We start from the raw sequence: 24,077 nt of genomic DNA, 5'->3' as shown, positions 1-24,077 counted from the left end.
TGTCAAGCGGTTATTTTCAGAAGTTTTCAAAGTTTCGCTTCGGAAACATCAACAACTTCAACCACTTGCGCTTCCGATCTCTCGTTAGCGGGAGGCGAATTCTACAGCGTTACTCGCTGCTGTCAACACCTCTTTTTCACCGCTTTCGACCGAGAAGATCGAACCGCCGATAGAGCCAAACAACACCGCTCCACCTGCTCCTTCCGGGCTTCGATGAACTGAAGCCCTGCACCTTCGAAACCTACTTAACTCATTGAATCTCAAGGAGTTTTCCGTTTCGACTGCGCCGGAAGTGGGGCGAATTATAGACTTCCAGAATCTGCCGTCAACACCTATTTTCAGCTTTATTCAGATTTCAGCGTAATACGCGCAAAAGCCTTCTTGCCGGCCTGACATACATGAGTAGAACCCAGCTCATATATATAGGCGCGATCCACAACTACACCATCTATACGCACACCACCCGAGCCCAGGAGATCTCGCGCCACCGCAGCGTTCTTGACCAAGCCTGCTTTATTAAGGACTGCCGCAATCGGCATATCCTCGGCAGCAGTCAGCTCGATCTCCGGCAGATCATCCGGCAGCTCACCATCCTTCATACGATTACCCGCCGCGCGATGAGCATTGGCCGCAGCCTCCTCACCGTGGAAACGAGCAACAATCTCTTCGGCCAGCTTGATCTTGATGTCTCGCGGATTGGCTCCCGCCTCGACATCGGCACGGAACGCATTGATCTCATCCATGGACCGGAAGCTCAACAGCTCGAAGTAACGCCACATCAGCACATCAGGAATGGAGACCAGTTTGCTGTACATGACGCCGGGCGCTTCCTGAATACCTACGTAGTTGCCCAGCGACTTGGACATCTTCTTCACGCCATCCAGACCTTCCAGCAATGGCATGGTCAGAATGCATTGCGCCTCCTGACCATAGCCACGCTGCAACTCACGCCCCATCAACAGGTTGAACTTCTGGTCAGTACCGCCGAGCTCAACGTCCGCGCGCAACGCGACCGAGTCATAACCCTGTACAAGCGGGTAGAGGAACTCATGGATGGCAATTGGCTGATTGGATTTATAGCGCTTGTCGAAATCATCGCGCTCGAGCATACGAGCTACGGTGTATTGAGACGTCAGGCGAATGAAATCCGCCGGCCCCATTTGATCCATCCAAGTGGAGTTGAAAGCCACTTCAGTCTTGGCCGGATCAAGAATCTTGAAAACCTGAGTCTTGTAGGTCTCGGCATTATCGAGAACCTGCTCACGAGTCAGCGGTGGGCGCGTAGCACTCTTGCCACTTGGATCACCGATCATCCCGGTGAAGTCACCTATAAGGAAGATGACCTGGTGCCCCAGATCCTGGAACTGGCGCAGCTTATTAATAAGCACGGTATGACCCAGGTGCAGATCGGGCGCCGTTGGATCGAAACCGGCCTTGATACGCAGCGGCTGCCCGCGCTTGAGCTTTTCGATCAGCTCGGACTCGACCAACAGTTCTTCCGCACCACGTTTGATCAGCGCTAGCTGCTCTTCAACCGACTTCATAACAGACCCGTAAGGCTCAGATTCAAAGGGCCCCAACCATACAAGATCGCGCACCAAATACAAGGTTTGCCCGGCGCGCGGACGCCAATCCACAGAACAGAGCGTCCGCGGGCTTGCTTCGCAGGGGATTTGGTTATATTTTATACAGTTATTTCATCTTCATCATGTCATTCATCTTTTCCAATTCATCTTTTCAAAAGTCAAAATTACCTATGACCACAGAACCGTCTAAAGCGCCACCGCTTTACCCAAAGACCCACCTGCTTGCCGCAAGTGGCATCGCAGCCCTCCTTAGCCTGGCGCTCCTGGTGTTTCCCTCCAGCGATGTTGAAGCCAAAAAGACGACTCTGAGTCTTGAACTGGAAAGCCCTGCTGAACAACTGACACAAGAACAAGACGCCGCCGAAGCCGTTCAAGCCACAAACGAACCGGCCGCCTCTCCTTTTGCGCAGATTGAAAACAGCCCGCAAGACACCACCGAGGCAGCCGCTCAGGTAGAAGCGCCTGTTGCAGAAGAAAAGAAGGGACCAGACCATCGCGAAGTGATTGTTGCCAAGGGCGACACACTTTCCACCCTCTTCGAAAAGGTTGGCCTGCCCTCGACTTCGGTCCATGAAATCCTGGCCAGCGACAAGCAAGCCAAGCAGTTCACTCAACTGCAGCGCGGCCAGAAACTCGAATTCGAACTCAATCCAGACGGACAGCTGACCAACCTGCACACCAAGCTGAGCGACCTGGAAAGCATCACCCTGACCAAAAACGACAAGGGTTATGTATTTAACCGCGTCACCGCCAAGCCTACCGTTCGCTCGGCCTACGTTCATGGCGTCATCAACAGCTCATTGTCCCAGTCGGCTGCTCGTGCCGGCCTTTCCCATAGCCTGACCATGGACATGGCCAGCGTATTTGGCTACGACATCGACTTCGCCCAGGACATTCGCCAGGGTGACGAGTTCGACATCATCTATGAGCAAAAAGTGGTCAATGGCAAGAGTGTCGGCAACGGTCCGATTCTTTCCGCGCGCTTCACCAACCGTGGCAAGACGTACACCGCAGTGCGCTACACCAACAAGCAAGGCAACAGCAGCTACTACACTGCCGACGGCAACAGCATGCGCAAGGCCTTCATCCGTACACCGGTTGATTTCGCCCGTATCAGCTCGAAGTTCTCCGCCGGTCGCAAGCATCCAATCCTGAACAAGATCCGCGCCCATAAAGGTGTCGACTACGCCGCCCCCCGCGGTACGCCAATCAAGGCCGCCGGCGACGGCAAGGTATTGCTTGCCGGACGTCGTGGCGGTTATGGCAACACCGTGATCATCCAGCACGGCAATACCTATCGCACGCTGTACGGCCACATGCAGGGCTTCGCCAAAGGCGTGAAGACAGGCGGCACTGTCAAGCAAGGCCAGGTTATTGGATACATCGGCACTACCGGCCTGTCCACCGGACCGCACTTGCATTATGAGTTCCAGGTCAACGGCGTCCACGTCGACCCACTAGGCCAGAAACTGCCGATGGCCGATCCGATCGCCAAGGCCGAGCGCGCGCGCTTCCTGGCCCAAAGCCAACCCTTGATGGCTCGCATGGATCAAGAGAAAGCCACCATGCTGGCCTCGAGCAAGCGCTAAGCATGGCGCTCTATATCGGTGTGATGTCCGGGACCAGCCTGGATGGCTTGGACATCGCACTGATCGAACTGACCCCGGCGATCAAATTGATCGCCACGCACTACATTCCAATGCCCGCCGCACTGCGCACCGAATTGCTCGGATTGTGCAGCAGCGGGCCCGATGAGATCGCCCGCTCCGCCATTGCCCAGCAAAGCTGGGTAAAGCTGGCTGCACAGGGTATCCATACCCTGCTCAACGAACAGAAACTCAAGCCTGAAGACATCACGGCGGTCGGCAGCCACGGCCAGACCATCCGCCATGAACCAGCCCGCGGATTTACCGTACAGATTGGCAATCCGGCCTTGTTGAGTGAGTTGACCGGCATCGCCGTCGTCAGCGACTTCCGCAGCCGCGACGTCGCCGCCGGTGGACAAGGCGCCCCGCTGGTTCCGGCATTTCACGAAGCACTGTTCGAAGAACGAGTCGGCAATCGCGCCGTGCTGAATGTCGGCGGTTTCAGCAATCTCAGCCTGATAGAGCCCGCAAAACCAGTAGCTGGTTTCGACTGTGGTCCAGGCAACGTATTGCTCGATGCCTGGATACACCAACAACGAGGCGAGCATTTCGATCGGGACGGTCAATGGGCTGCCAGCGGGAAAGTCGAGCCAGCCCTGCTCAAGGCACTGCTCAGAGATCCTTTTTTCGTCACCAAGGGGCCGAAAAGTACCGGCCGTGAGGTCTTCAACCTGCCTTGGCTGAGTCAGCATTTGTCGCAGTTGCCAACCTTCGCCCCGGAAGACGTACAGGCGACGCTGCTCGAACTGACTGCCCTGACCATCGTCGAATCCCTTCAACATGCCCAGTCCAATACTCAAGAGTTGCTGGTCTGTGGCGGCGGCGCGCACAACCAGGCGCTCATGAAGCGCCTGGCTGAGTTGCTGCCGGATACCAAGGTCAGCAGTACGGCGGTGTATGGCGTGGACCCGGACTGGGTCGAAGCCATGGCTTTCGCCTGGCTCGCCCATTGCTGCCTTGAAGGCATTCCGGGCAATCGTCCGAGTGTTACTGGCGCCTGTGGCTTGCGCGTACTCGGCGCCATCTACCCGGCCTGAGAAAGATCAGGGACAAAAAAACGCCGCAGGGCCGTAAGGCACTGCGGCGTTTTTATTGGAGCCGTCTCAGATCGAGAACGAAGAACCGCACCCACAAGTCGTGGTCGCGTTTGGGTTCTTGATCACGAACCGCGAGCCTTCCAAACCTTCCTGGTAATCCACCTCGGCACCTGCCAGGTACTGGAAGCTCATTGGATCGACCACCAGGCTGACACCTTCGCGCTCGACGATGGTATCGTCTTCGGCCACTTCCTCATCGAAAGTGAAGCCATACTGGAAGCCGGAACAACCGCCACCCGTAACAAATACGCGCAGCTTCAAACGATCATTGCCCTCTTCATCGACCAGGCTCTTCACCTTGTGCGCGGCACCGTGGGTGAATTGCAAAGCCGTGGGGGTGAAGGTTTCGACGCTCATGCTGAATATCTCCCGGCGCTTACGCCGCCATAATGCGTGATGGCGGGCATTATCCGCTTCTCCTAGAAAATCGGTCAACTATTTGAAGAGCAGCGGCAAGCTACAAGTTAAAGGCTGCAAGCTTGTAGCTTAAAGCTTGCAGCTTTTAACTGCCGTTACGGCAACATCCCCGCATGGGACAGCCCCAGGCGCTCATCCAGCCCGAACAGGATGTTCAGGTTCTGCACCGCCTGGCCGGACGCGCCCTTGACCAGGTTATCGATGACCGACAACACCACCACCAGATCACCGTCCTGCGGACGATGCACGGCGATCCGGCAAACGTTCGCACCGCGCACGCTGCGAGTTTCCGGGTGGCTGCCGGCCGGCATTACGTCGACGAACGGTTCGTTGGCGTAACGCTTTTCAAACAACGCCTGCAGGTCCACCGAACGATCGACGACGGTTGCATAAAGAGTGGAGTGGATGCCACGAATCATCGGCGTCAGGTGCGGCACGAAGGTCAGGCCGACCTCCTTGCCCGCGGCCCGGCGCAGCCCCTGGCGAATCTCCGGCAGATGGCGATGCCCCTTGACCGCGTACGCCTTCATGCTTTCCGACGTCTCGGAGTAAAGCGAACCGACACTGGCGCCACGCCCGGCACCGCTGACACCGGACTTGCAGTCGGCAATCAGACGCGAAGCATCGGCAAGACCGGCCTCGAGCAACGGCAGGAACCCCAGCTGAGTTGCCGTCGGATAGCAACCCGGTACCGCGATCAGTCGGGCCTGCTTGATTTTCTCGCGATTGACTTCCGGCAAGCCGTAAACCGCCTCGTCGAGCAGATCCGGCGCGCCGTGAGGTTGACCGTACCACTTGGCCCATTCATCAGCGTCCTGCAGGCGGAAGTCCGCCGACAGGTCGATGACCTTGGTCCCGGCAGCCAGCAGTTCACCCGCCAGGGCGTGGGCGACACCGTGGGGCGTGGCGAAGAACACCACATCGCAGGCGCCAAGGGTCTTGACGTCCGGAACGCTGAACGCCAGGCCGTCGTAATGGCCTCGCAGGTTCGGGTACATGTCGGCGACGGCCAGGCCGGCCTCGGATCGGGAAGTGATGACCACCACCTCAGCTTGCGGATGCTGTGCCAACAGACGCAGCAGTTCGACACCGGTGTACCCCGTGCCGCCGACGATACCGACCTTGACCATAAACCTGCCCTCAACGAACCCACTGGAAAGCCGTCGATGATAGGGGCCGCAGGGCCCGGCGACAACCGCCAAGGTGACGTGCGGACGCTCTAACCTCTACTATCGGGCTACCGTGAATCCTGGGAATAACTAAAAATGCTCTATCTGTGGCTCAAAGCACTTCACATCGTCAGCATGGTCTGCTGGTTCGCCGGCCTGTTCTACCTGCCTCGCCTGTTTGTCTATCACGCCCAAAGCGAAGACAGCGTCAGCAAGGAGCGCTTCAGCGTCATGGAGCGCAAGTTGTATCGCGGCATCATGGGCCCGGCGATGATTGCCACCCTGGTATTCGGCATCTGGCTGCTCAGCCTCAACGCCGGCGCCTACTTCACCCAAGGTGGCTGGATGCACGCCAAGCTGACCCTGGTCGTGCTGCTGATCGGTTACCACCATATGTGCGGCGCCCAGGTAAAGCGCTTCGCCCGTGGCGAAAACACCCGCAGCCATGTCTTTTATCGCTGGTTCAATGAAGTGCCGGTTCTGATATTGCTGGCTATCGTAATTCTGGTTGTCGTCCGACCGTTCTAATCTCCAATCAGCGTCCATTATCCGGGGTACTTGCGATGTCGTTGCCCGCTCTGCTTGAACAACGCTTGCGCCTGCCCGTCGTGGCAGCGCCAATGTTCCTGATTTCCAATCCACAACTGGTGCTGGCCTGCTGCCGTAACGGCATCGTCGGTAGTTTTCCGGCGTTGAACCAGCGCGAAAGCAGTGGCTTCAAGGCCTGGTTGGCGGAAATCGAAGCAGGCCTGGCGACCCTGGAAAATCCGGCACCCTACGCTGTGAACCTGATCGTCCATCACAGCAACCCGCGGCTTCAAGCCGACCTGGCCATCTGCATCGAACACAAGGTGCCGATTGTCATCACCAGCCTGGGCGCGGTGAAGGAGTTGGTGGATGCCGTCCATGCTTATGGCGGGCTGGTGTTCCATGACGTGACGACCCGGCGTCATGCCGAGAAAGCCGCCGAAGCCGGTGTCGATGGCTTGATCGCCGTTGCCGCCGGTGCAGGCGGACACGCCGGGACCTGGAGCCCGTTCTCATTGATTGCCGAGATCCGGCAGTTTTTTGATAAGACCTTACTGCTTGCAGGATGCCTGAACCACGGTCACCAGATTCTGGCTGCACAATTGCTCGGCGCCGATCTGGCCTACTTCGGTACGCGCTTTATCGCTACGAGCGAAAGCCACGCCCCTGAAGCTTATAAAGAGATGTTGCTCACATCCAGAGCCGCAGACATCGTGCATACTCCCGCTGTATCCGGAGTGCCGGCCAGTTTCATGCGCCAGAGCCTGGAGAATGCCGGTTTCGATCTGACCGCTCTGCAGAACAAGGGCGAGGTGGATTTTGGCTCGAAACTCAAACCGCTGAACGATGAAGCCAAGGCCTGGAAAACCGTATGGTCCGCGGGCCAGGGCGTGGGTGAAATCGATGATTTGCCCAGCATCGATCAGTTAGTGGCACGCCTGGATGAAGAATACCGTCAGGCACAAGCACGGGCGGCGCAGCTTGGCGGGCAATGGCCCCGCTGAATCAGCCTGAACAAAACAACTATTCAACTTCTAGAGACAAGGATGCCGGGCATGAGCGAAACCCGCTTCAACATCGTATTCGACGGCGGCCTGATGCCGGGCGTCGATACCACCACCGCCAAACTCAACCTCGCCGAGCTGTTCAAAAGCGATGTCAGCGCCATTGAACGGCTGTTCACCGGGCGCAAGGTAGCCCTCAAAAGCAACCTGTCCCAGAGCGAGGCGCAACAGTACCTGGAAGCGCTCAACAAGAGCGGGATCGATGCCAGGATCGAAGCCGAACCCGTCGTCCAACTGAATCTTGGCGAGGTACAGGAGGCACCACGGCAACCGAGTGGACGCCATCCCGATTCGATCGTCGAGCCCGCCTCGCCGTACGCGCCTCCCCGCGCCGAAGTCGGTGAAGTGCTTGCAGAGTACGGCACGCTCAAGCCCTTCAGCTTCGACGGGCGTATCGGACGCCTGCGCTACCTGGCCTGGACCATGGTGTTGACCTTGGCCCTACTGCCCTTGGTCGGCATAGGCTTCTGGTTGGCCACGGCCTGGCTGCTGGCTTCCGACTCGGTCGCGGGACTCATCGTCGGCGGCCTGCTCGCCGCAGTCGTCGTCCTTGCCTTTGCCTTCGTGAGCATCCAGTTCAACGTCCAGCGCCTGCATGATCTGGGCTGGTCGGGGTGGTTGTGGCTGATCAACCTGGTTCCCTTCGTGGGCAGCATCTTCCCCTTCATCCTCATCATCGCTCCGGGCAATACCGGCGCAAACCAGTACGGCCCCCCGCCGCCGCGCAATACCACTGCGGTCAAATTGCTGGCCTCGCTCTGGCTGGTGATGATCGTCCTGATTTTCATGGCTACCTTTGCCGGCATCTTCGGGGCCCTTCAGGAGGACTACGACAGCAGCAGCCTGAGCAGCTATGAAAGCAGTGAATACAGCAACGAAACCTCTGAAGAGCCCGCCGTCGAGGCAGCCGAGCCCGCTCCACCTTCTGTAGACTATGAAGAAGAAGAGGAACAATAAGCGCGCTTCATGCCGGTGACAGCCCAGTCAACTGGCGGCGGGCTGTTGCGATGGAGAACTGCATGACCCGTTACGCACTGATCACTGGCGCTTCCAGCGGCATTGGCCTGGCCATGGCCGAAGCGCTGGCCCGGCGCGGCCGCAACCTGATACTGGTGGCTCGACAGCGTGATCGGCTGGAAAGTATTGCAATCGAACTGACTCAGCGGTTTGGCGTGGAGGTATTGTTCCGGGCTTGTGACCTGAGCGAACCGTTGAGGCTTTCAGGCTTTCTCCTGGAACTGGAGGAAGGCGAGCGGCAGATCGACCTGCTGGTCAATTGCGCAGGCATCGGCACCAGCGGGCCGTTCCTGGGCCAGGACTGGATGACCGAGCAGGACCTGATCGAAGTCAATATCCTCGCCCTGACACGGCTTTGTCATGCCATCGGTAACAGCATGGCGCTGCTTGGCGGCGGCCAGATCCTCAACATCGCCTCGATCGCCGCGTTCCAGCCCGGCCCCTGGATGAGTACCTATTACGCCAGCAAGGCCTATGTGCTGCACTTCTCCGAAGCCCTGCGGGTCGAGCTGAAGAAATGCGCGATCAAGGTCTCGGTGCTTTGCCCTGGTCCGACCCGGACCGGCTTCTTTTCCAGGGCGCAGATGGACGAACAGAAGCTCATCGACAGCAAGTTCCTGATGAGCCCCGAAGAAGTGGCCCTGTACGCCGTGCGCGCGCTGGACCGCAACCGCGCCATCATCATTCCCGGACGCCGCAACCGCTGGCTGGCCGCACTGCCGCGCCTGGGCTCGCGATGGCTGGTCCGAACCATCGCCGGCATGATCAACAAGGCCTATTGCCCGCGCTGATCCCTTCAAGTTGAACTATCAGTCGCCTCAATCGGAGCCTTCACGCCCCCCGACCTCGACGAACCCAATGGAGAAAACAGCTGTGGATACTCTGTTCACCAAGATCATCAACCGGGAAATTCCGGCGAAGATCATTTACGAGGATGACCAGGTACTGGCCTTCCACGACATCGCCCCGCAAGCCCCTGTACATTTTTTGGTCATACCGAAAAAGCCGATTCGCACCCTCAATGACCTGGCCGAGGAAGACAAAGGCCTGGCTGGACATATTCTGTTCACTGCGCAGCGCCTGGCCCTTGAATTGGGCTGTGAAGAAGGTTTTCGTGTGGTGATGAATTGCAATGAACTGGGCGGGCAAACGGTCTATCACATTCATATGCATGTGCTGGGGCAGCGCCAGATGAACTGGCCACCGGGCTGATACACCTGACCCAACGCAAATCTTCGGCGGTCGATTGGGTTAAACTGGCTGCTGTGATTTTTCCCGGAGGTAAGCATGACTACCCAACGTCACTACTCGCCGATTGACCGTCTGTTGCTGCAAGCCGATACCGCGATGCGCACCCTGCTGCCCTTCAGTGGCCAGCCGTACCGTCCATCACCGGCTATCGTGCAGCCAGACGCGCAACTGAGTGACGAGCAAACCCGCCACGTCGCCGGACTGATGCGTATCAACCACACCGGCGAAGTCTGTGCCCAGGCGCTGTATCAGGGCCAGGCGCTGACAGCGAAGCTACCGCAAGTGCGTGAAGCAATGGAGCATGCCGCCGAGGAAGAAATCGACCATCTGGTCTGGTGTGAACAACGGATTCGCCAATTGGGCAGCCATACCAGCGTCCTGAACCCGCTGTTCTATGGCATGTCATTCGGGATCGGGGCCGTTGCCGGGCTGATCAGCGACAAAGTCAGCCTCGGATTCGTTGCGGCGACTGAACATCAAGTGTGCAAGCATTTGAATGAACATCTCGAACAACTGCCAGCCGAGGATGAAAAATCCCGGGCGATCCTTGAGCAGATGCGCGTGGATGAGGAACACCACGCCGAGAGTGCACTTGAGGCCGGTGGCTTCCGTTTTCCGGCCCCGGTCAAGTTCGGCATGAGCCTGCTGGCCAAGGTCATGACCAAGAGCACTTATCGGATTTGACGGCAATTGGGGACTGACCAGCTCATTCCCACGGAAATTAAAAAGGCGACTCCCCCAAAGGAAGTCGCCTTTTTAATTTCCGAAAACTTCAATACGGCCCGTCGGCTATCGACTCAACCCAACTCGATGATTTCATAATCGTGGGTGATTTCGACCCCCGCGGCGCCGAGCATGATCGAAGCCGAGCAGTACTTCTCGGCGGACAGCTCAATGGCGCGCTTGACCTGAGCTTCCTTCAGGGCTCGCCCCTTCACCACGAAGTGCATGTGGATCTTGGTAAACACTTTGGGATCTTCAGTGGCGCGCTCTGCCTCCAGGAAAGCTTCGCAGCTTTCGACGGCCTGGCGGGACTTTTTGAGAATGCTGACCACGTCGAAGTTACTGCAACCGCCCACGCCCAGCAGGAGCATCTCCATCGGCCGAACCCCCAGGTTCCGCCCACCGGCCTCTGGCGGGCCGTCCATGACGACCACATGACCACTGCCTGACTCACCGAGGAACATGGCTTCGCCAGCCCATTGGATGCGTGCCTTCATCGCCAAGACTCCACTGTTAAAAAAGGGTCGCCAGCTTAGCACAGCGCTCCGGCATGACCGCTCTCCGTCTTAGGAGACCTGACCTGACAGTACGTAGGTAAATTCTCAAATCAATTAAGGACGCCTCTGTTAAGCTGGCCATACGCCAACTCGCTGGCGCATGGCCAGCTTTTAGCGATAGCCATTCGCGTCTATAAAAAAACCAAACCATCACACTGCGCAGTCTTTCGGGATACAACCATGGTTGCCATTACTCCCACGTTCAAGATCAAGAATCTCGACAAACTCTTGATGCATTGCCAGCGCCGCCGCTATCCAGCCAAACACAACATCATTTGTGCAGGAGATCGTTCCGAGACGTTGTTTTTCATCATCAAGGGGTCGGTCACTATCCTCATAGAAGATGACGACGGTCGGGAAATGATCATCGCCTATCTCAACTCCGGGGATTTTTTTGGCGAGCTGGGGTTATTCGAACAGGCGGGCAAGGAACAGGAACGCAGTGCCTGGGTGCGGACCAAGATTGAATGTGAAGTTGCGGAAATCAGCTACGCCAAATTCCGAGAACTGTCCCTGCAAGACCCGGACATTCTTTACGTACTCAGCGGACAAATCGCACAGCGCCTGCGCAATACCACCCGCAAGGTCGGCGATCTCGCATTTTTTGACGTCACCGGACGTGTCGCACGCTGCCTGTTGGAACTGTGCAAGCAGCCCGATGCCATGACCCACCCGGACGGGATGCAGATCAAGGTGACCCGCCAAGAGATTGGTCGGATTGTCGGTTGTTCGCGGGAAATGGTCGGTCGCGTTCTCAAGGATCTGGAAGAGCGCAACCTGGTCAGTGTCAAAGGCAAGACCATGGTGGTGTTCGGAACGCGTTAGGCGCCCAGCAGATTGATCAGCAGCTCCCGGTACAAAGCGTCGAGCCGCTCCAGCGCGTGAGGCGCCGGGAATTTTTCATGCAGGGCAATATGGCTCTCGGCTCGCACTCGCGGCTCCAGGCCGCAAGCCTCATTGAAGCGATTGACTGCCGCGACCAAGGACTCGCGCTCGTTCTCCAGCAAAAACGCGCCATGAACCAGCCCCACCGGACGTTGCCCCCCTTTGCTTTGGCGCCAGCGCTGGGCGGTGCCCACCATTTTCCGGCCGTCGAGGTTGACGTTGAAGCGCCCGTCACAAAAAGCCCCTTCCACCTCTCCCAGCGAAGCCACCCCGCCCAACTCGTCCAACAGCTGACAGATGGGATCGCACAACCGGCGATAGCCGGTTTCGATACGTCCGTGGTCACCTTCGCTGCGCGGGAGTGCGTAGACCAAGGCGATATTGACCGTAGCGACCGACTGCGGCACCGGTTCGCCACCTGTTTCACGCAACAAGACAGGCCAGCCATGAGCAGCCGATACTTCACAAGCGTATTCAAACCCCGGTAGGCGACTCAAACGGCGCGGCATGACCAGCGCACGGTCGTTGGGCTGCCAGAACAGCAGGCCGAACTCGGCGTCGCCTGCGCAGATGCTGGCCAACAGATCCTGTTCGGCTTGCAGGCCAGCTTCGACGGTGAGGGAAATCACAGGCGACATGGATCAGTCCAGCGTCGAGCCGCTCACCGGCAGGCCTCGTTCAGGAAAGAACAGTCGCTGCAATTCCACGCCCGGGTTTTCGGCGCGCATGAACGCTTCGCCCACCAGGAACGAATACACATCGCTGACTTCCATCAGCTCGACATCGGCCCGGTTGAGAATGCCGCTTTCGGTGATGACCAGGCGATCGCGCGGAATGCGTGGCAACAGGTCCAGAGTGGTTTCCAGGCTCACTTCAAAAGTGTGCAGGTTGCGATTGTTCACGCCGACCAGTTTGGTATCGAGGGTTTTCAGGGCTCGTTCCAACTCGTCACCGTCGTGGACTTCCACCAGGACATCCAGCCCGACGCTTTTGGCTACGGCCGCCAGCTCGGCCATTTTCACGTCGTCCAAGGCGGAAACGATCAACAGCACGCAGTCGGCGCCCAGCGCACGCGCCTCGACGATCTGGTACGGGTCGATCATGAAATCCTTGCGGATCACTGGCAGCTTGCATGCCGCCCGCGCCTGTTTCAGGTAGTCGTCAGCGCCTTGAAAAAAGTCGACGTCGGTCAGCACCGAGAGGCAGGTAGCACCGCCCTTCTCGTAGCTTCGCGCGATCTCGGCCGGGACGAAGTGTTCACGAATCACGCCCTTGCTGGGGGATGCCTTCTTGATTTCAGCAATCACCGCCGGCTGTTTTTTCTTGGCCTGATCGATCAGAGCCTGGGCAAAGCCGCGCGGCGCATCCGCTGAACGCGCTAGGCTTTCCAGCTCGGACAGACTGACCCGAGCGCTGCGCTCGGCCACTTCCTGGGCCTTGCGAGCCAGAATGTTTTCCAGAACCGTTGGCACGCTCATCCTTCGTTCTCCACTTTGAATACGGCGGTAAATGCACCCAACTCTTCAAGCTTTTCCCTGGCCAGCCCAGTGTGCAGCGCATCATGGGCCAGCTCCACGCCTTGCTTGAGGCTGCTGGCGTGGTCGGCGGCGTACAACGCGGCACCGGCATTGAGCACGATCATCTCAGCGGCTTTCTGGCCATTCTCGGTCTTGCGACGCCCCAGGGCATCACGAATCAGCTCCAGCGATTGGGCCGGGCCGTCGACTGCCAGCCCGTGCAGGCTCTGGCTCTTCATACCGAGGTCTTCAGGTTCGACCCAATACTCGCTGATCTGATCATTTTTTAGCTCGGCCACGAATGTAGGCGCCGCCAGGCTGAACTCATCCAGTCCATCCTTCGAATGGACCACCAGTACGTGCTTGCTGCCCAGGCGTTGCAAGACTTCAGCCAATGGTCGGCACAACGCCTGGCTGAACACACCGACTACCTGATGTTTCACGCCGGCCGGATTCGTAAGCGGGCCGAGCATGTTGAACAGCGTACGCAGCCCCAGCTCGCGGCGCGGCGCGGCGGCGTGTTTCATGGCGCTATGGTGGGTCTGGGCAAACATGAAACCGATGCCGACGTTATCGATACAGCGTGCCACCTGGACCGGCGTCAGGTTCAGGTAAATGCCCGCTGCCTCCAGCAGATCGGCACTGCCGCTCTTGCCGGAAACTGCCCGATTGCCATGTTTGGCAACGGTGCAACCGGCCGCCGCGACGACAAACGACGAGGCCGTGGAAACGTTGAAGATATTGGCGCCGTCACCGCCGGTACCGACCACATCCACCACACCGTCCAGCGTCTTGAGTTCGACCTTGTCCGCCAGCTCACGCATCGCCGAAACCGCACCCACGATTTCATCGATGCTCTCACTCTTCATGCGCATGGCCATCATGAACGCGCCGATCTGTGCATCCGTGCATTGGCCGGTCATGATTTCGCGCATCACGTCGCGCATCTCGTCGGTGCTCAGGTCGAGATGGCCGACGATACGGCTCAGGGCTGTCTTGATATCCATGAAAAGTCCTTAGCGCGTGCCGCCGGTTTGTTTGAGGAAGTTGGCGAACAGTTCGTGGCCCTGTTCGGTGAGAATAGACTCGGGATGAAATTGCACACCCTCGATATTCAGCGTCTTGTGGCGCAGGCCCATGATTTCATCGACCGAGCCATCTTCAAACTGGGTCCAAGCCGTCAACTCCAGACAGTCAGGCAGAGTTTCGCGCTTGACCACCAGGGAATGGTAGCGGGTTACGGTAAGCGGATGATTCAGCCCCTCGAACACGCCCTTGTCCTCGTGGAATACCGGGCTAGTCTTACCGTGCATGACTTGTCGGGCGCGTACCACGTCGCCGCCGAACGCTTGGCCGATCGACTGGTGCCCCAGGCAGACACCGAGGATCGGCAGCTTGCCGGCGAAATACTTGATGGCGTCGATGGAAATGCCCGCTTCGGTCGGCGTGCATGGGCCGGGCGAAACCACAATGCGCTCAGGCTTGAGGGCTTCGATTTCGGCGATGGTCAATTCGTCGTTGCGCACGACCTTGACCTCGGAGCCCAGCTCGCCGAGGTACTGCACAACGTTGTAGGTAAAAGAGTCGTAGTTATCGATCATCAGCAACATGGCGTAAGCAACCTATTGAATTCACTGACTTTAAATACAGCCTTCAGAGAATGACCCGCACGCTGCTGCGCTTGGCGAGGCAAGTGATGCCCCTGCGAAGCGGCTCTACAAGCGGGTAAAGAAGGCAAATCGGTACAGGTCCGGCGAAGCCGGCGGAGAATGTTCAGGCGCGCCAACGCCAGCGGGCGTGTGCCTTGATCATTTGATCCAGAAGTTTGCTGACAATCGACACAGGGAAAGTCTCGTTCATACGTCCCGGCACAGTAGCTTAGCTGGGCGGAGCACGCAATATGGGCGATCCCGAAGGGCTTTGAAACAATCGCGACATTCAAGATGGATGGCAGAATGCCGGAAGTTTTTGGTACTGTCGTTTCGTTTTCTAACAAAAATAAGATAAAAACGGACTTTCCCATGATAAAGAAGACGTTGTTCGTACCGATTGCCAGTTGCCTGCTGGCGATGGCCTGCGCCCAGGCGAGCGCCACCCCCAACCCTTACTCCAAGTTCATCGTGTTCGGCGACAGCCTCAACGACGCCGGCCAGCTCGCCGACCCGAACGGCCCGCCAGGCTCGACAGCCCGCTATACCAACCGAACCGGTCCGATCTATACCGACGGCAGCGGTGAGGCCTACTCCGCCAACTCCACCCAGTTGCTCGGTGGGCGCCTGGGTTATTCCGCCGACGAGACCGCCGCTTCCACTTCGGCGGTCCGCGCCGGCGAGGGGCTGGCGGACGGCAACAACTGGGCGGTGGGCGGTTATCGCACCGACCAGATCCTCAAATCGATTACCGGCGTGTCCGACACCGGCGAGCGCAGCCGTCCTGGCTACCTGCAGTCCAATGGCCTGCGCGCCGATCCAAATGCGCTGTATTACATTTCCGGTGGTGGCAACGACTTCCTACAAGGCCTAGTGCTGACCCCCGAGCAAGCGAGTAAAGCCGCGGACCGCCTGGCCAGCAGTGTCCAGGCGCTGCAAACGGCCGGAGCCCGCTATGTGATGGTCTGGCTGTTACCCGACCTGGGCCTGACGCCCTTCCTCAACGGCAGCCCTTCGCAAGACTTCTTTTCGCAACTGGGCAACCAGTTCAACCAACAGCTGATCACGCGACTGCAAGGCATCGACGCTGAAATCATTCCATTGAACATTCCGCTGTTGCTCAAGGAAAGCTTCGCCGACCCGGCAAGATTCGGCCTCGCCATCGGTGAGAACCTCACCGCGACCTGCTTCACTGGCAATGGCTGCACCGAAAACGCCACCTACGGCATCAACAGCGCCACGCCTGATCCCACCAAGCTGATCTACAACGACGCGGTCCATCCGACCGAAGCCGGACAGAAACTGATCGCCGACTACGCCTATTCCCTGCTCGCGGCACCATGGGAGCTGACGTTGCTGCCGGAAATGGCCCACTCGACCCTGCGCGCTCACCAGGACGAGTTACGCAGCCAGTGGCAATCGGACTGGGAGAACTGGCAGGCCGTCGGTCAATGGCGGGCCATCGTGGCCGGCGGTGGTCAGCATCTGGACATGGACAGCCAGGACAGCGGCGCCAGCGCCGATGGCAGTGGCTACAGCCTGAACATTGGCGGCAGCTATCGCCTCAACGACGCGTGGCGCGTAGGTGTCGCCGCCGGCCTCTACCGCCAGGACATGGAAGCAGGCCACAACGATTCGAAGTACAAACTCAATAGCTACCTGGCGACCGCTTTCGCCCAGTTCCAGCAAAACCGCTGGTGGGCCGATGCGGCACTGACCGGCGGCAAGCTCGACTACGACAACCTGGAGCGCAAGTTCGACCTGGGCGTCAACGAAGCGCAGGAGAAAGGCGACACCGACGGCCATCTCTGGGCATTCAGCACGCGGGTGGGCTACGACATTGCCCAGCCGGGCAGCGAATGGCACCTCTCGCCGTTTATCAGCGCTGACTATGCGAAGGTGGAAGTCGACGGCTACTCGGAAAAGAGCAACCGCTCCACGGCCCTGACCTTCGATGACCAGACCCGCGACTCGAAACGCCTGGGCATTGGCTTGCAGGGCAAATACAACATCACCCGCCAGACCCAGGTGTTTGGCGAGTATGCCCACGAACGCGAGTACGAAGACGACACGCAAAAGGTGAACATTGCCCTCAACAGCCTGCCGGCCAATGACTTCACACTGGAAGGCTACACGCCACAGAGCCACCTCAATCGCCTGAGCCTGGGGGTCAGCCACAAGTTGACCAACGACTTGGCGCTACGGGGTGGTTATACACTGCGCAAGGATGATGACATGACCCAGCAAGGGGTAAGCCTGGGCGTCAGCCTGGACTTCTGATCGAGAAAACCTGTGGGAGCGAGCTTGCTCGCGATAGCGGACTGTCAGTCAACTGGTTGGTTGAATATGACGGCCTCATCGCGAGCAAGCTCGCTCCCACACACACTGATCGAGTTGTCGAAGGGTTTTCAATCGTTCGAAGTCTGCTCGGCCAGCGCCACGGCGCGGAACATGGCCCGGCGCTTGTTCAGGGTTTCTTCCCACTCCAGCGCCGGCACCGAGTCGGCGACGATACCGCCGCCGGCCTGTACGTGCAGTTCACCGTTCTTGATGACGGCAGTGCGAATGGCAATGGCAGTGTCCATGTTGCCGTTCCAGGCGAAGTAACCCACGGCCCCGCCGTACACGCCCCGCTTGACCGGCTCCAGCTCGTCGATGATTTCCATCGCGCGGATTTTCGGCGCGCCAGACAAGGTGCCCGCTGGCAGGATCGCCCGCAAGGCGTCCATCGCCGTCAGCCCGGCCTTCAATTGGCCGGTGACGTTGGAGACGATGTGCATCACGTTGGAATAGCGCTCGATGACCATCTTCTCGGTGAGCTTCACCGAGCCGATTTCCGAGACCCGCCCGGTGTCGTTGCGCCCCAGGTCAATCAGCATCAGGTGCTCGGCGATTTCCTTGTCGTCCGACAGCAGATCCTCTTCCAAGGCCCGGTCAGCTTCCTCCGTAGCGCCACGGGGGCGAGTGCCGGCGATCGGCCGCACGGTGATCAGGTTGTCTTCGACCCGCACCAGCACTTCCGGCGAACTGCCCACGACATGGAAGTCGCCGAAGTTGAAGAAGTACATGTAGGGCGTCGGGTTGAAGCAGCGCAGCGCCCGGTAGAGATCGATGGGCGCCGCCTTGAAGTCGATGGACATCCGTTGCGACGGCACGACCTGCATGCAGTCACCCGCGAGGATGTACTCCTTGATGGTATCGACGGCCCGTTCGTAATCGTCCTGGGTGAAACTGGAACGAAACACCGGGTCGGTCGCCGACTGCTTGCTGAAGTCCAGGCCGGGACGCGGAGCGATCGGCTGACGTAACTTTTCCAACAGTGCTTGCAGGCTTTGTTGACCTTGCTCGTAGGCATCTTCCTGGGACGGATCGGCCAGGACGATGGCGTGCATCTTGCCGGCGAGGTTGTCGAAAACGACGACCGCATCGGACACCATCAGCAAAATATCCGGCACGCCCAGCGGATCGGGGTTCGGGCAGGTGCCCAGGCGTTTTTCCACGTAACGCACGCAGTCGTAGCCGAAATACCCCACCAGGCCACCGTTGAAGCGCGGCAGGCCGGGGATGGTCGGCACGTTGTAGCGGGCCTTGAAGGTTTCGACGAACGCCAGCGGGTCTTCAACTTCGAGGCTTTCGATTTCGACACCGTCGTGGGTCACGCTGACGCGATGGTCATGGACCCGCAGCACCGTGCGGCACGGCAGGCCGATGATGGAATAACGGCCCCATTTCTCACCGCCCTGCACCGATTCGAGCAAGTAGGAGTTGGGCTGGTCGGCCAACTTGAGGTAGATCGACAGCGGTGTGTCGAAGTCAGCCAGGGTTTCACAGGCAAGAGGGATGCGGTTGTAGCCGGCAGCGGCTAGACGCAGGAATTCTTCGCGGATCATGGGGTGCCTCGTGGCAAGAGGAGCTGACAGTCAGGTATGCAAACGCGCCGGATAACCGGCCGGGATCACGTCAGGTGCGCCAACGCCAGCGGGCCAGGGCCTTCATGACTTTCATCCAGAGTTTGCGAGTGACCACCACGATGGCGTTTCCAGAAGAGGATTGAACAGCGTCGGGCAACGTTATCTCAGCGGCCGGGTCCAGGCAACCGGGAATTAACAGGCGCAAATCGTCGATGACTAGAGCAGGACACTCTTCTGCGATGGGCCGTCCAGGGTTGTATCCATAGCTCAACCCTACACATTTTACGCCCGCTGCTTTTGCCGCTTGCACGTCGATGACCGAGTCACCGACAAACAACGATTGCGAGGCTGGGATATTCGCCATTTTCATGACAAAAAACAGCGCCGCCGGATCGGGTTTTCTCTGCGGCAAGGTATCGCCACCGATGATCCAGCGAAAATAGCGTCCAATCTTCATCTGATCCAGCAAAGGCGCGACAAAGCGTTCCGGCTTATTGGTAATCAGCGCCATTTCCACACCTTGCTTCTGCAGCCACTTGAGGGTGGAGCGTACGCCAGGATAGACCACGGTCAATTCGTGGCTGCCTTCGTAGGCCTCGTTGAACAATGCCAACGCCCGCTCGGCCTCAGCGTCATCGACACCTTGGGCATCGATGTGATTGGCCAGGGCTCGGCGCACCAGTGTGGGAGTGCCGTTGCCAACCCACTGGCGCACCGCGTCAAGGCCAGCGGCTGGACGTCCGAGCGCGAGCAGCATGTGGTCTACGGCGGCCGCGAGATCTGGAAGCGAATCGATCAATGTGCCATCGAGGTCGAACATCACCAGGCGCGGCAAGGTGCCGGGAAACAGCTGCTCGAAGCCGCTCATGGGCGGGCCAGGGCCAGTTCGGCACGCATCTTTTCAATCACCTCTTTGTAGTCCGGCGCATTGAAGATCGCCGAGCCTGCGACAAAGGTATCGGCGCCGGCGGCGGCGATTTCGCGAATGTTGCCCACGTTCACGCCGCCGTCGATTTCCAGGCGGATGTCACGCCCCGAGGCATCGATCAACGCACGGGCTTCGCGCAGCTTGTCGAGCGTGCCCGGGATGAACTTCTGCCCGCCGAAGCCAGGGTTGACGCTCATCAGCAGGATCATGTCGACCTTGTCCATCACGTACTTGAGCACGTCCAGGGGCGTCGCCGGGTTGAACACCAGGCCGGCCTTGCAACCGCCTTCGCGGATCAATTGCAGGGAGCGGTCAATGTGCTGCGTGGCTTCAGGGTGGAAAGTGATGTAGGTAGCGCCGGCTTCGATGAAGTCACCAACGATGCGGTCCACCGGGCTGACCATCAAATGCGCGTCGATCGGCGCGGTGACGCCGTACTTGCGCAGCGCCGCGCAGACCATCGGGCCGATGGTCAGGTTGGGTACGTAGTGGTTGTCCATGACATCGAAGTGCACGATGTCGGCCCCGGCGGCCAGAACGTTGTCCACTTCCTCGCCCAGGCGGGCGAAGTCGGCAGAGAGAATCGACGGAGCAATAGCGAAGGGCTGCATGACGCACCTGTTTTGAGCGAAATCACGATGGCGCGCATTGTATACCTCAAGATTTGGCGCGCCCACCGTGGCAATCGATCAATACGCCGCGCGGTAGATCTTCTCGATATCGGCGGCGCTCAGTTTGCGTGGATTGTTGCGCATTAACCGTTCTATTCCCGCCGCTTCCACCGCCATGGATGGAATCACGTCCTCGGTCACGCCCAGGCTGCTGAGACCTTGGGGTATTTCCACGGCAGCACACAGCGTAATCATCGCCTCCACAGCCTCATCGGCCGCCTCAAGGTCGCTCAGGTGAGCGGTCTTGAGGCCCATGGCCTCGGCGATGTCACGCATGCGCTCGACACAGGCCATCTTGTTCCAGGTCATGACGTATGGCAGCAACATAGCATTGGCGACGCCATGGGACACGTGAAAACGCCCGCCCAATGGATAAGCCAGTGCATGGACCGCCCCAACCCCGGCATTGCCGAATGCCATGCCGGCCATGAGGCTGGCCGTGGCCATGTCTTCCCGGGCTTGCAGGTGAGCCGGGTTGGCATAGGCCTTGGGCAGCGCGCGGCTGATCAGCTTGATTGCGCCGATGGCCAGGGCATCGGTGATTGGCGAAGCATTGAGCGACAGGTAGGCCTCGATGGCGTGTGCCAGGGCATCAACGCCACTGGCAGCCGTGACGCCGCGCGGACAGGTGAGGGTCATCTGCGGACTGACCAGCGCCACGTCCGGCAACAGATAATCGCTGACGATGCCTTTTTTCAGCTGCGCGGCCTTGTCGGAGAGGATCGCCACGTTGGTGACTTCCGAACCGGTACCGGCCGTGGTGGGGATGGCAATCATGGGCGGGCCTTTGCGCGGCACCTGATCGACGCCGAACATATCCTGCAGCTCGCCGTGGTACCCGGCATAGACGCCCACGCACTTGGCAATGTCGATGGCACTGCCACCGCCGAGACCGATCAGGCCATCATGACCACCGTCGCGATAGGCTTGCATGCAGTCCTCGACAATGGCGATTTCCGGGTCCGGCATGACCCGGTCGAAAATCTCGTAGTCCCGTCCGCCCAGATGTTGCAAGGCCAGTTCCACGGTGCCGGACTTGACCAACGCCGCATCGGTCACGATCAGCGGGTTGTCGACGTCCAGGCGCGTCAACTCCGCCGCCAGTTGCTCGATGGCAGCAGCACCGGTGATCAGTTTATGGGCGATCTTGAATGAGGAAAGACTCATGTGCGCGGCCTCTTATTCGAGTATGGGCTGGCACAAGGATAGCTCGATATTGAAGGTTGTCTGCCATTCAGCTTATGAATACACCGCAACCCCATTGTGGGAACGGGCTTGCTCGCGAATACGTCGGCACATTCAACATTTATGTCGACTGGCAAACCGCATTCGCGAGCAAGCCCGCTTCCACATTCGTCAGGCCTGGGTAGTACGCAGCTTCTCGCTACGCCCACGCAACCACTCCAGGGTCAGCAACAGGATCACCGAGAAGGCAATCAGCAGGGTCGCCGCCGCCGCGATGGTGGGGCTGAGGTTTTCGCGGATACCGCTGAACATCTGCCGTGGCAAGGTTGCCTGCTCGGGGCCGGCCAGGAACAGGGTCACCACCACTTCATCGAACGACGTCGCGAAGGCGAACAGTGCGCCGGAGATCACACCCGGGGCGATCAACGGCAGGGTCACCCGACGAAACGCCGTCAGTGGCGAAGCCCCCAGGCTGGCAGCGGCCCGAACCAGGTTGTGGTTGAACCCTTGCAGGGTCGCCGACACCGTGATGATCACGAACGGTACACCCAGCACGGCGTGGACCACGATCAGCGAGAAGAAGCTGTTGCCCATCCCCAGCGGCGCGAAAAACAGGTAACTGGCCACGCCAATGATCACCACCGGCACCACCATCGGCGAAATCACCAGGGCCATCACCAACGCCTTGCCTGGGAAGTCACCACGGGTCAGGCCGATGGCCGCGAGCGTGCCGAAGACCATCGCCAGCAACGTCGCCGCCGGGGCCACGATGATACTGTTCTTCAGCGCTCGCATCCATTCGGCCGAGGCGAAGAAGTCGTGGTACCACTGCAGCGAAAAGCCTTGCAGCGGGTACACCAGGAAACTGCCGGAGTTGAACGACAGTGGAATGATCACCAGCACCGGCAGGATCAGGAACAACAGAATCAGCCCGCAGAGTGTGCGCAAGCAGTAGAACCACACCCGCTCGACGGGGGACATGTAAGGACTCACCATTTTCGATCTCCCCTTAGCTCAGGCGCAGGCGACTGGCGCCCACCAGCCAGCTGTAAATCAGATAAAGCACGATGGTCGCCAGCAACAGCAGCCCGCCGAGCGCCGTGGCCATGCCCCAGTTGATGCTGGTGTTGGTGTAGAACGCGACGAAGTAGCTGACCATCTGATCGTTCGGGCTGCCCAGCAGCGCCGGCGTGATGTAGTAGCCGATGGCAAGGATGAACACCAACAGGCAACCGGCACCGACCCCGGCATAGGTCTGCGGGAAGTACACCCGCCAGAAACTGGCGAACGGGTGACAGCCCAGGGAAATCGCCGCACGCATATAGGTTGGCGAGATGCCCTTCATCACGCTGTAGATCGGCAGGATCATGAACGGCAGCAGGATGTGGACCATGGAGATGTATACGCCGGTGCGGTTGAACACCAGCTCCAGGGGCTTATCGATGACGCCCATGGCCATCAGCGCACTGTTGATCAGACCACCGGACTGCAGCAGCACGATCCATGCGGCGACGCGTACCAGGATCGAGGTCCAGAACGGTAGCAGCACCAGGATCATCAGCAGGTTGCTCTGGCGCGAAGGCAGGTTAGCCAGCAGGTAGGCCAACGGATAAGCCAGCACCAGGCAGATCGCGGTGATCACCAGGCCCATCCAGAACGTGCGAGTGAAGATATCCAGGTAAATCGCCTGGTCGGGGGTAGCTGGGGCCAGTTCGCCGAGGTCATCGATGCGGTGATCGACGGCCGCCAGCAGGTAATACGGGGTAACGTCGCTGGTGTTGCGGCGGATCACCTGCCAGTACGCCGGGTCGCCCCAACGCTCATCGAGGTTTTCCAAGGCTTCTTTATAGGAAGCCGGCTCGGTGGCAAACGGCAACGCCCGAGCGGTCTTGGTCAGCAGGCTGCGATAGCCGGCCAGTTCCATGTTCAGGCGCTTGGACAAGTCGCCCAAGGTCTGATTCTTGCGGGCTTCGGCCAGGTCTTCACTGGCAGCCTTGTACACCGGCTCGCCCGGCAAACCGCGTCCGTCCCATGCAGCGACGGCGGCGACAGTGCGAGGCATGGCGCCCACCACTTCCGGGTTGCTGACGCTTTTGAACAGCAGCGCCACGATCGGCACCAGGAACACCAGCAACAGAAACAACACCAGCGGCGCGATCAAGGCCTGGGCCTTCCAGCGGTTGATCCGCTCGGCATGCTTGAGCCGTTGCTTGAGGGTGGGGCTGGTGCCCGCGTTCAGTGGAACGGCGATAGCCATGGCGAACTCCGCGAATCTT

At 59.3% G+C, this 24,077-nt stretch carries 24 protein-coding genes and 1 pseudogene; 11 read left to right on the top strand and 14 right to left on the bottom strand.

The genetic code is table 11. The annotated features are described in order from the left end of the window. Positions 1-222 (top strand): annotated as a pseudogene (locus BM300_RS31205) (hypothetical protein); the annotation flags it as partial. A gap of 122 nt (positions 223-344) precedes the next feature. On the opposite strand, the gene tyrS reads toward BM300_RS31205, so the two are convergent. Next, positions 345-1,544 (bottom strand): tyrosine--tRNA ligase, encoded by a 1,200-nt coding sequence (gene tyrS / locus BM300_RS23760; RefSeq protein ID WP_092146441.1) that lies wholly within the window; start codon positions 1,542-1,544, stop codon positions 345-347. Between the two features lie 212 nt (positions 1,545-1,756). Here tyrS and BM300_RS23755 point away from each other — a divergent pair, with 212 nt between their 5' ends. After that, on the top strand, positions 1,757-3,175 hold the full coding sequence (locus BM300_RS23755) for a peptidoglycan DD-metalloendopeptidase family protein (protein ID WP_092146439.1): 1,419 nt from the start codon (positions 1,757-1,759) through the stop codon (positions 3,173-3,175). A 2-nt stretch (positions 3,176-3,177) separates the two neighbouring features. Further along, positions 3,178-4,269, top strand: coding sequence for an anhydro-N-acetylmuramic acid kinase (locus BM300_RS23750; RefSeq protein ID WP_092464207.1), 1,092 nt, complete (start codon positions 3,178-3,180; stop codon positions 4,267-4,269). A 66-nt stretch (positions 4,270-4,335) separates the two neighbouring features. Here BM300_RS23750 and erpA read toward each other — a convergent pair whose 3' ends face one another. Further along, a complete protein-coding gene (erpA, locus tag BM300_RS23745; protein ID WP_003177727.1) occupies positions 4,336-4,686 on the bottom strand; it encodes an iron-sulfur cluster insertion protein ErpA in 351 nt (116 codons plus the stop codon). A 155-nt stretch (positions 4,687-4,841) separates the two neighbouring features. Further along, a complete protein-coding gene (gene argC / locus BM300_RS23740) occupies positions 4,842-5,876 on the bottom strand; it encodes an N-acetyl-gamma-glutamyl-phosphate reductase (protein WP_057449595.1) in 1,035 nt (344 codons plus the stop codon). A gap of 135 nt (positions 5,877-6,011) precedes the next feature. Between argC and hemJ the strand changes: the two genes are divergently transcribed. The 6 genes from hemJ (at position 6,012) to coq7 (ending at position 10,459) form a co-directional block, all read left to right on the top strand. Continuing rightward, the gene (hemJ, locus tag BM300_RS23735) at positions 6,012-6,443 is read left to right on the top strand and encodes a protoporphyrinogen oxidase HemJ (RefSeq protein WP_003206117.1); all 432 of its coding nucleotides are present in this window, start codon (positions 6,012-6,014) and stop codon (positions 6,441-6,443) included. Positions 6,444-6,478: 35 nt separating this feature from the next. Continuing rightward, positions 6,479-7,447 (top strand): NAD(P)H-dependent flavin oxidoreductase, encoded by a 969-nt coding sequence (locus BM300_RS23730; RefSeq protein WP_092146435.1) that lies wholly within the window; start codon positions 6,479-6,481, stop codon positions 7,445-7,447. A 51-nt stretch (positions 7,448-7,498) separates the two neighbouring features. After that, complete coding sequence (locus BM300_RS23725; protein WP_092221566.1) at positions 7,499-8,464, top strand: DUF805 domain-containing protein; 966 nt, start codon at positions 7,499-7,501, stop codon at positions 8,462-8,464. Between the two features lie 62 nt (positions 8,465-8,526). Then, positions 8,527-9,315 (top strand): SDR family NAD(P)-dependent oxidoreductase, encoded by a 789-nt coding sequence (locus BM300_RS23720; RefSeq protein ID WP_092464205.1) that lies wholly within the window; start codon positions 8,527-8,529, stop codon positions 9,313-9,315. An 82-nt stretch (positions 9,316-9,397) separates the two neighbouring features. Further along, positions 9,398-9,736: a histidine triad nucleotide-binding protein gene (locus tag BM300_RS23715; RefSeq protein WP_003206124.1), complete on the top strand. Its 339-nt coding sequence runs from the start codon at positions 9,398-9,400 to the stop codon at positions 9,734-9,736. A 75-nt stretch (positions 9,737-9,811) separates the two neighbouring features. Next, positions 9,812-10,459, top strand: coding sequence for a 2-polyprenyl-3-methyl-6-methoxy-1,4-benzoquinone monooxygenase (gene coq7, locus BM300_RS23710; protein WP_014340488.1), 648 nt, complete (start codon positions 9,812-9,814; stop codon positions 10,457-10,459). Positions 10,460-10,572: 113 nt separating this feature from the next. Here the strand turns inward: coq7 and BM300_RS23705 are convergent, their stop codons facing one another. Beyond that, positions 10,573-10,995 (bottom strand): OsmC family protein, encoded by a 423-nt coding sequence (locus tag BM300_RS23705; protein WP_003206127.1) that lies wholly within the window; start codon positions 10,993-10,995, stop codon positions 10,573-10,575. Between the two features lie 240 nt (positions 10,996-11,235). On the opposite strand from BM300_RS23705, the gene crp reads away from it, so the two are divergent. Continuing rightward, positions 11,236-11,880, top strand: a complete 645-nt coding sequence (gene crp / locus BM300_RS23700) for a cAMP-activated global transcriptional regulator CRP (RefSeq protein ID WP_060740379.1) — start codon at positions 11,236-11,238, stop codon at positions 11,878-11,880. Here the strand turns inward: crp and BM300_RS23695 are convergent. The 4 genes from BM300_RS23695 to BM300_RS23680 are packed head-to-tail and all read right to left on the bottom strand — an operon-like array spanning position 11,877 to position 15,067. After that, positions 11,877-12,578, bottom strand: coding sequence for a lipoate--protein ligase family protein (locus BM300_RS23695; RefSeq protein WP_092464203.1), 702 nt, complete (start codon positions 12,576-12,578; stop codon positions 11,877-11,879). The two genes, crp and BM300_RS23695, sit on opposite strands and share 4 nt — an antisense overlap. Before the next feature lie 3 nt (positions 12,579-12,581). After that, a complete protein-coding gene (trpC, locus tag BM300_RS23690; protein ID WP_092146429.1) occupies positions 12,582-13,418 on the bottom strand; it encodes an indole-3-glycerol phosphate synthase TrpC in 837 nt (278 codons plus the stop codon). Continuing rightward, positions 13,415-14,464 (bottom strand): anthranilate phosphoribosyltransferase, encoded by a 1,050-nt coding sequence (gene trpD, locus BM300_RS23685; protein ID WP_092146427.1) that lies wholly within the window; start codon positions 14,462-14,464, stop codon positions 13,415-13,417. Before trpD ends, trpC begins: the two co-directional genes overlap by 4 nt. A 9-nt stretch (positions 14,465-14,473) precedes the next feature. Next, complete coding sequence (locus BM300_RS23680) at positions 14,474-15,067, bottom strand: aminodeoxychorismate/anthranilate synthase component II (RefSeq protein WP_063324125.1); 594 nt, start codon at positions 15,065-15,067, stop codon at positions 14,474-14,476. A 411-nt stretch (positions 15,068-15,478) separates the two neighbouring features. On the opposite strand from BM300_RS23680, the gene estP reads away from it, so the two are divergent. Further along, positions 15,479-17,386: an esterase EstP gene (gene estP, locus BM300_RS23675; protein WP_092464201.1), complete on the top strand. Its 1,908-nt coding sequence runs from the start codon at positions 15,479-15,481 to the stop codon at positions 17,384-17,386. Positions 17,387-17,514: 128 nt separating this feature from the next. Here the strand turns inward: estP and trpE are convergent, their stop codons facing one another. The 6 genes from trpE to BM300_RS23645 form a co-directional block, all read right to left on the bottom strand. Continuing rightward, on the bottom strand, positions 17,515-18,996 hold the full coding sequence (gene trpE, locus BM300_RS23670) for an anthranilate synthase component I (protein WP_092221562.1): 1,482 nt from the start codon (positions 18,994-18,996) through the stop codon (positions 17,515-17,517). 70 nt (positions 18,997-19,066) lie between these two features. Then, positions 19,067-19,885, bottom strand: a complete 819-nt coding sequence (locus tag BM300_RS23665; RefSeq protein ID WP_092221560.1) for a phosphoglycolate phosphatase — start codon at positions 19,883-19,885, stop codon at positions 19,067-19,069. Further along, positions 19,882-20,556 (bottom strand): ribulose-phosphate 3-epimerase, encoded by a 675-nt coding sequence (gene rpe / locus BM300_RS23660; RefSeq protein WP_072342494.1) that lies wholly within the window; start codon positions 20,554-20,556, stop codon positions 19,882-19,884. Before rpe ends, BM300_RS23665 begins: the two co-directional genes overlap by 4 nt. A gap of 78 nt (positions 20,557-20,634) precedes the next feature. Further along, the gene (locus BM300_RS23655) at positions 20,635-21,783 is read right to left on the bottom strand and encodes an iron-containing alcohol dehydrogenase (protein WP_063324120.1); all 1,149 of its coding nucleotides are present in this window, start codon (positions 21,781-21,783) and stop codon (positions 20,635-20,637) included. A 189-nt stretch (positions 21,784-21,972) separates the two neighbouring features. Continuing rightward, a complete protein-coding gene (locus tag BM300_RS23650; protein ID WP_063324119.1) occupies positions 21,973-22,797 on the bottom strand; it encodes an ABC transporter permease in 825 nt (274 codons plus the stop codon). Between the two features lie 13 nt (positions 22,798-22,810). Beyond that, positions 22,811-24,058 carry an ABC transporter permease gene (locus BM300_RS23645; RefSeq protein ID WP_018607201.1) on the bottom strand — a complete coding sequence of 416 codons (1,248 nt, stop codon included), beginning with the start codon at positions 24,056-24,058 and terminating at the stop codon, positions 22,811-22,813. Positions 24,059-24,077: the final 19 nt, after the last annotated feature.

The organism is Pseudomonas sp. NFACC46-3 (genome assembly GCF_900114515.1).
In the GTDB taxonomy this organism is placed as follows: domain Bacteria; phylum Pseudomonadota; class Gammaproteobacteria; order Pseudomonadales; family Pseudomonadaceae; genus Aquipseudomonas; species Aquipseudomonas fluorescens_Q.
This window is presented reverse-complemented; position numbering and strand designations above follow the sequence as displayed.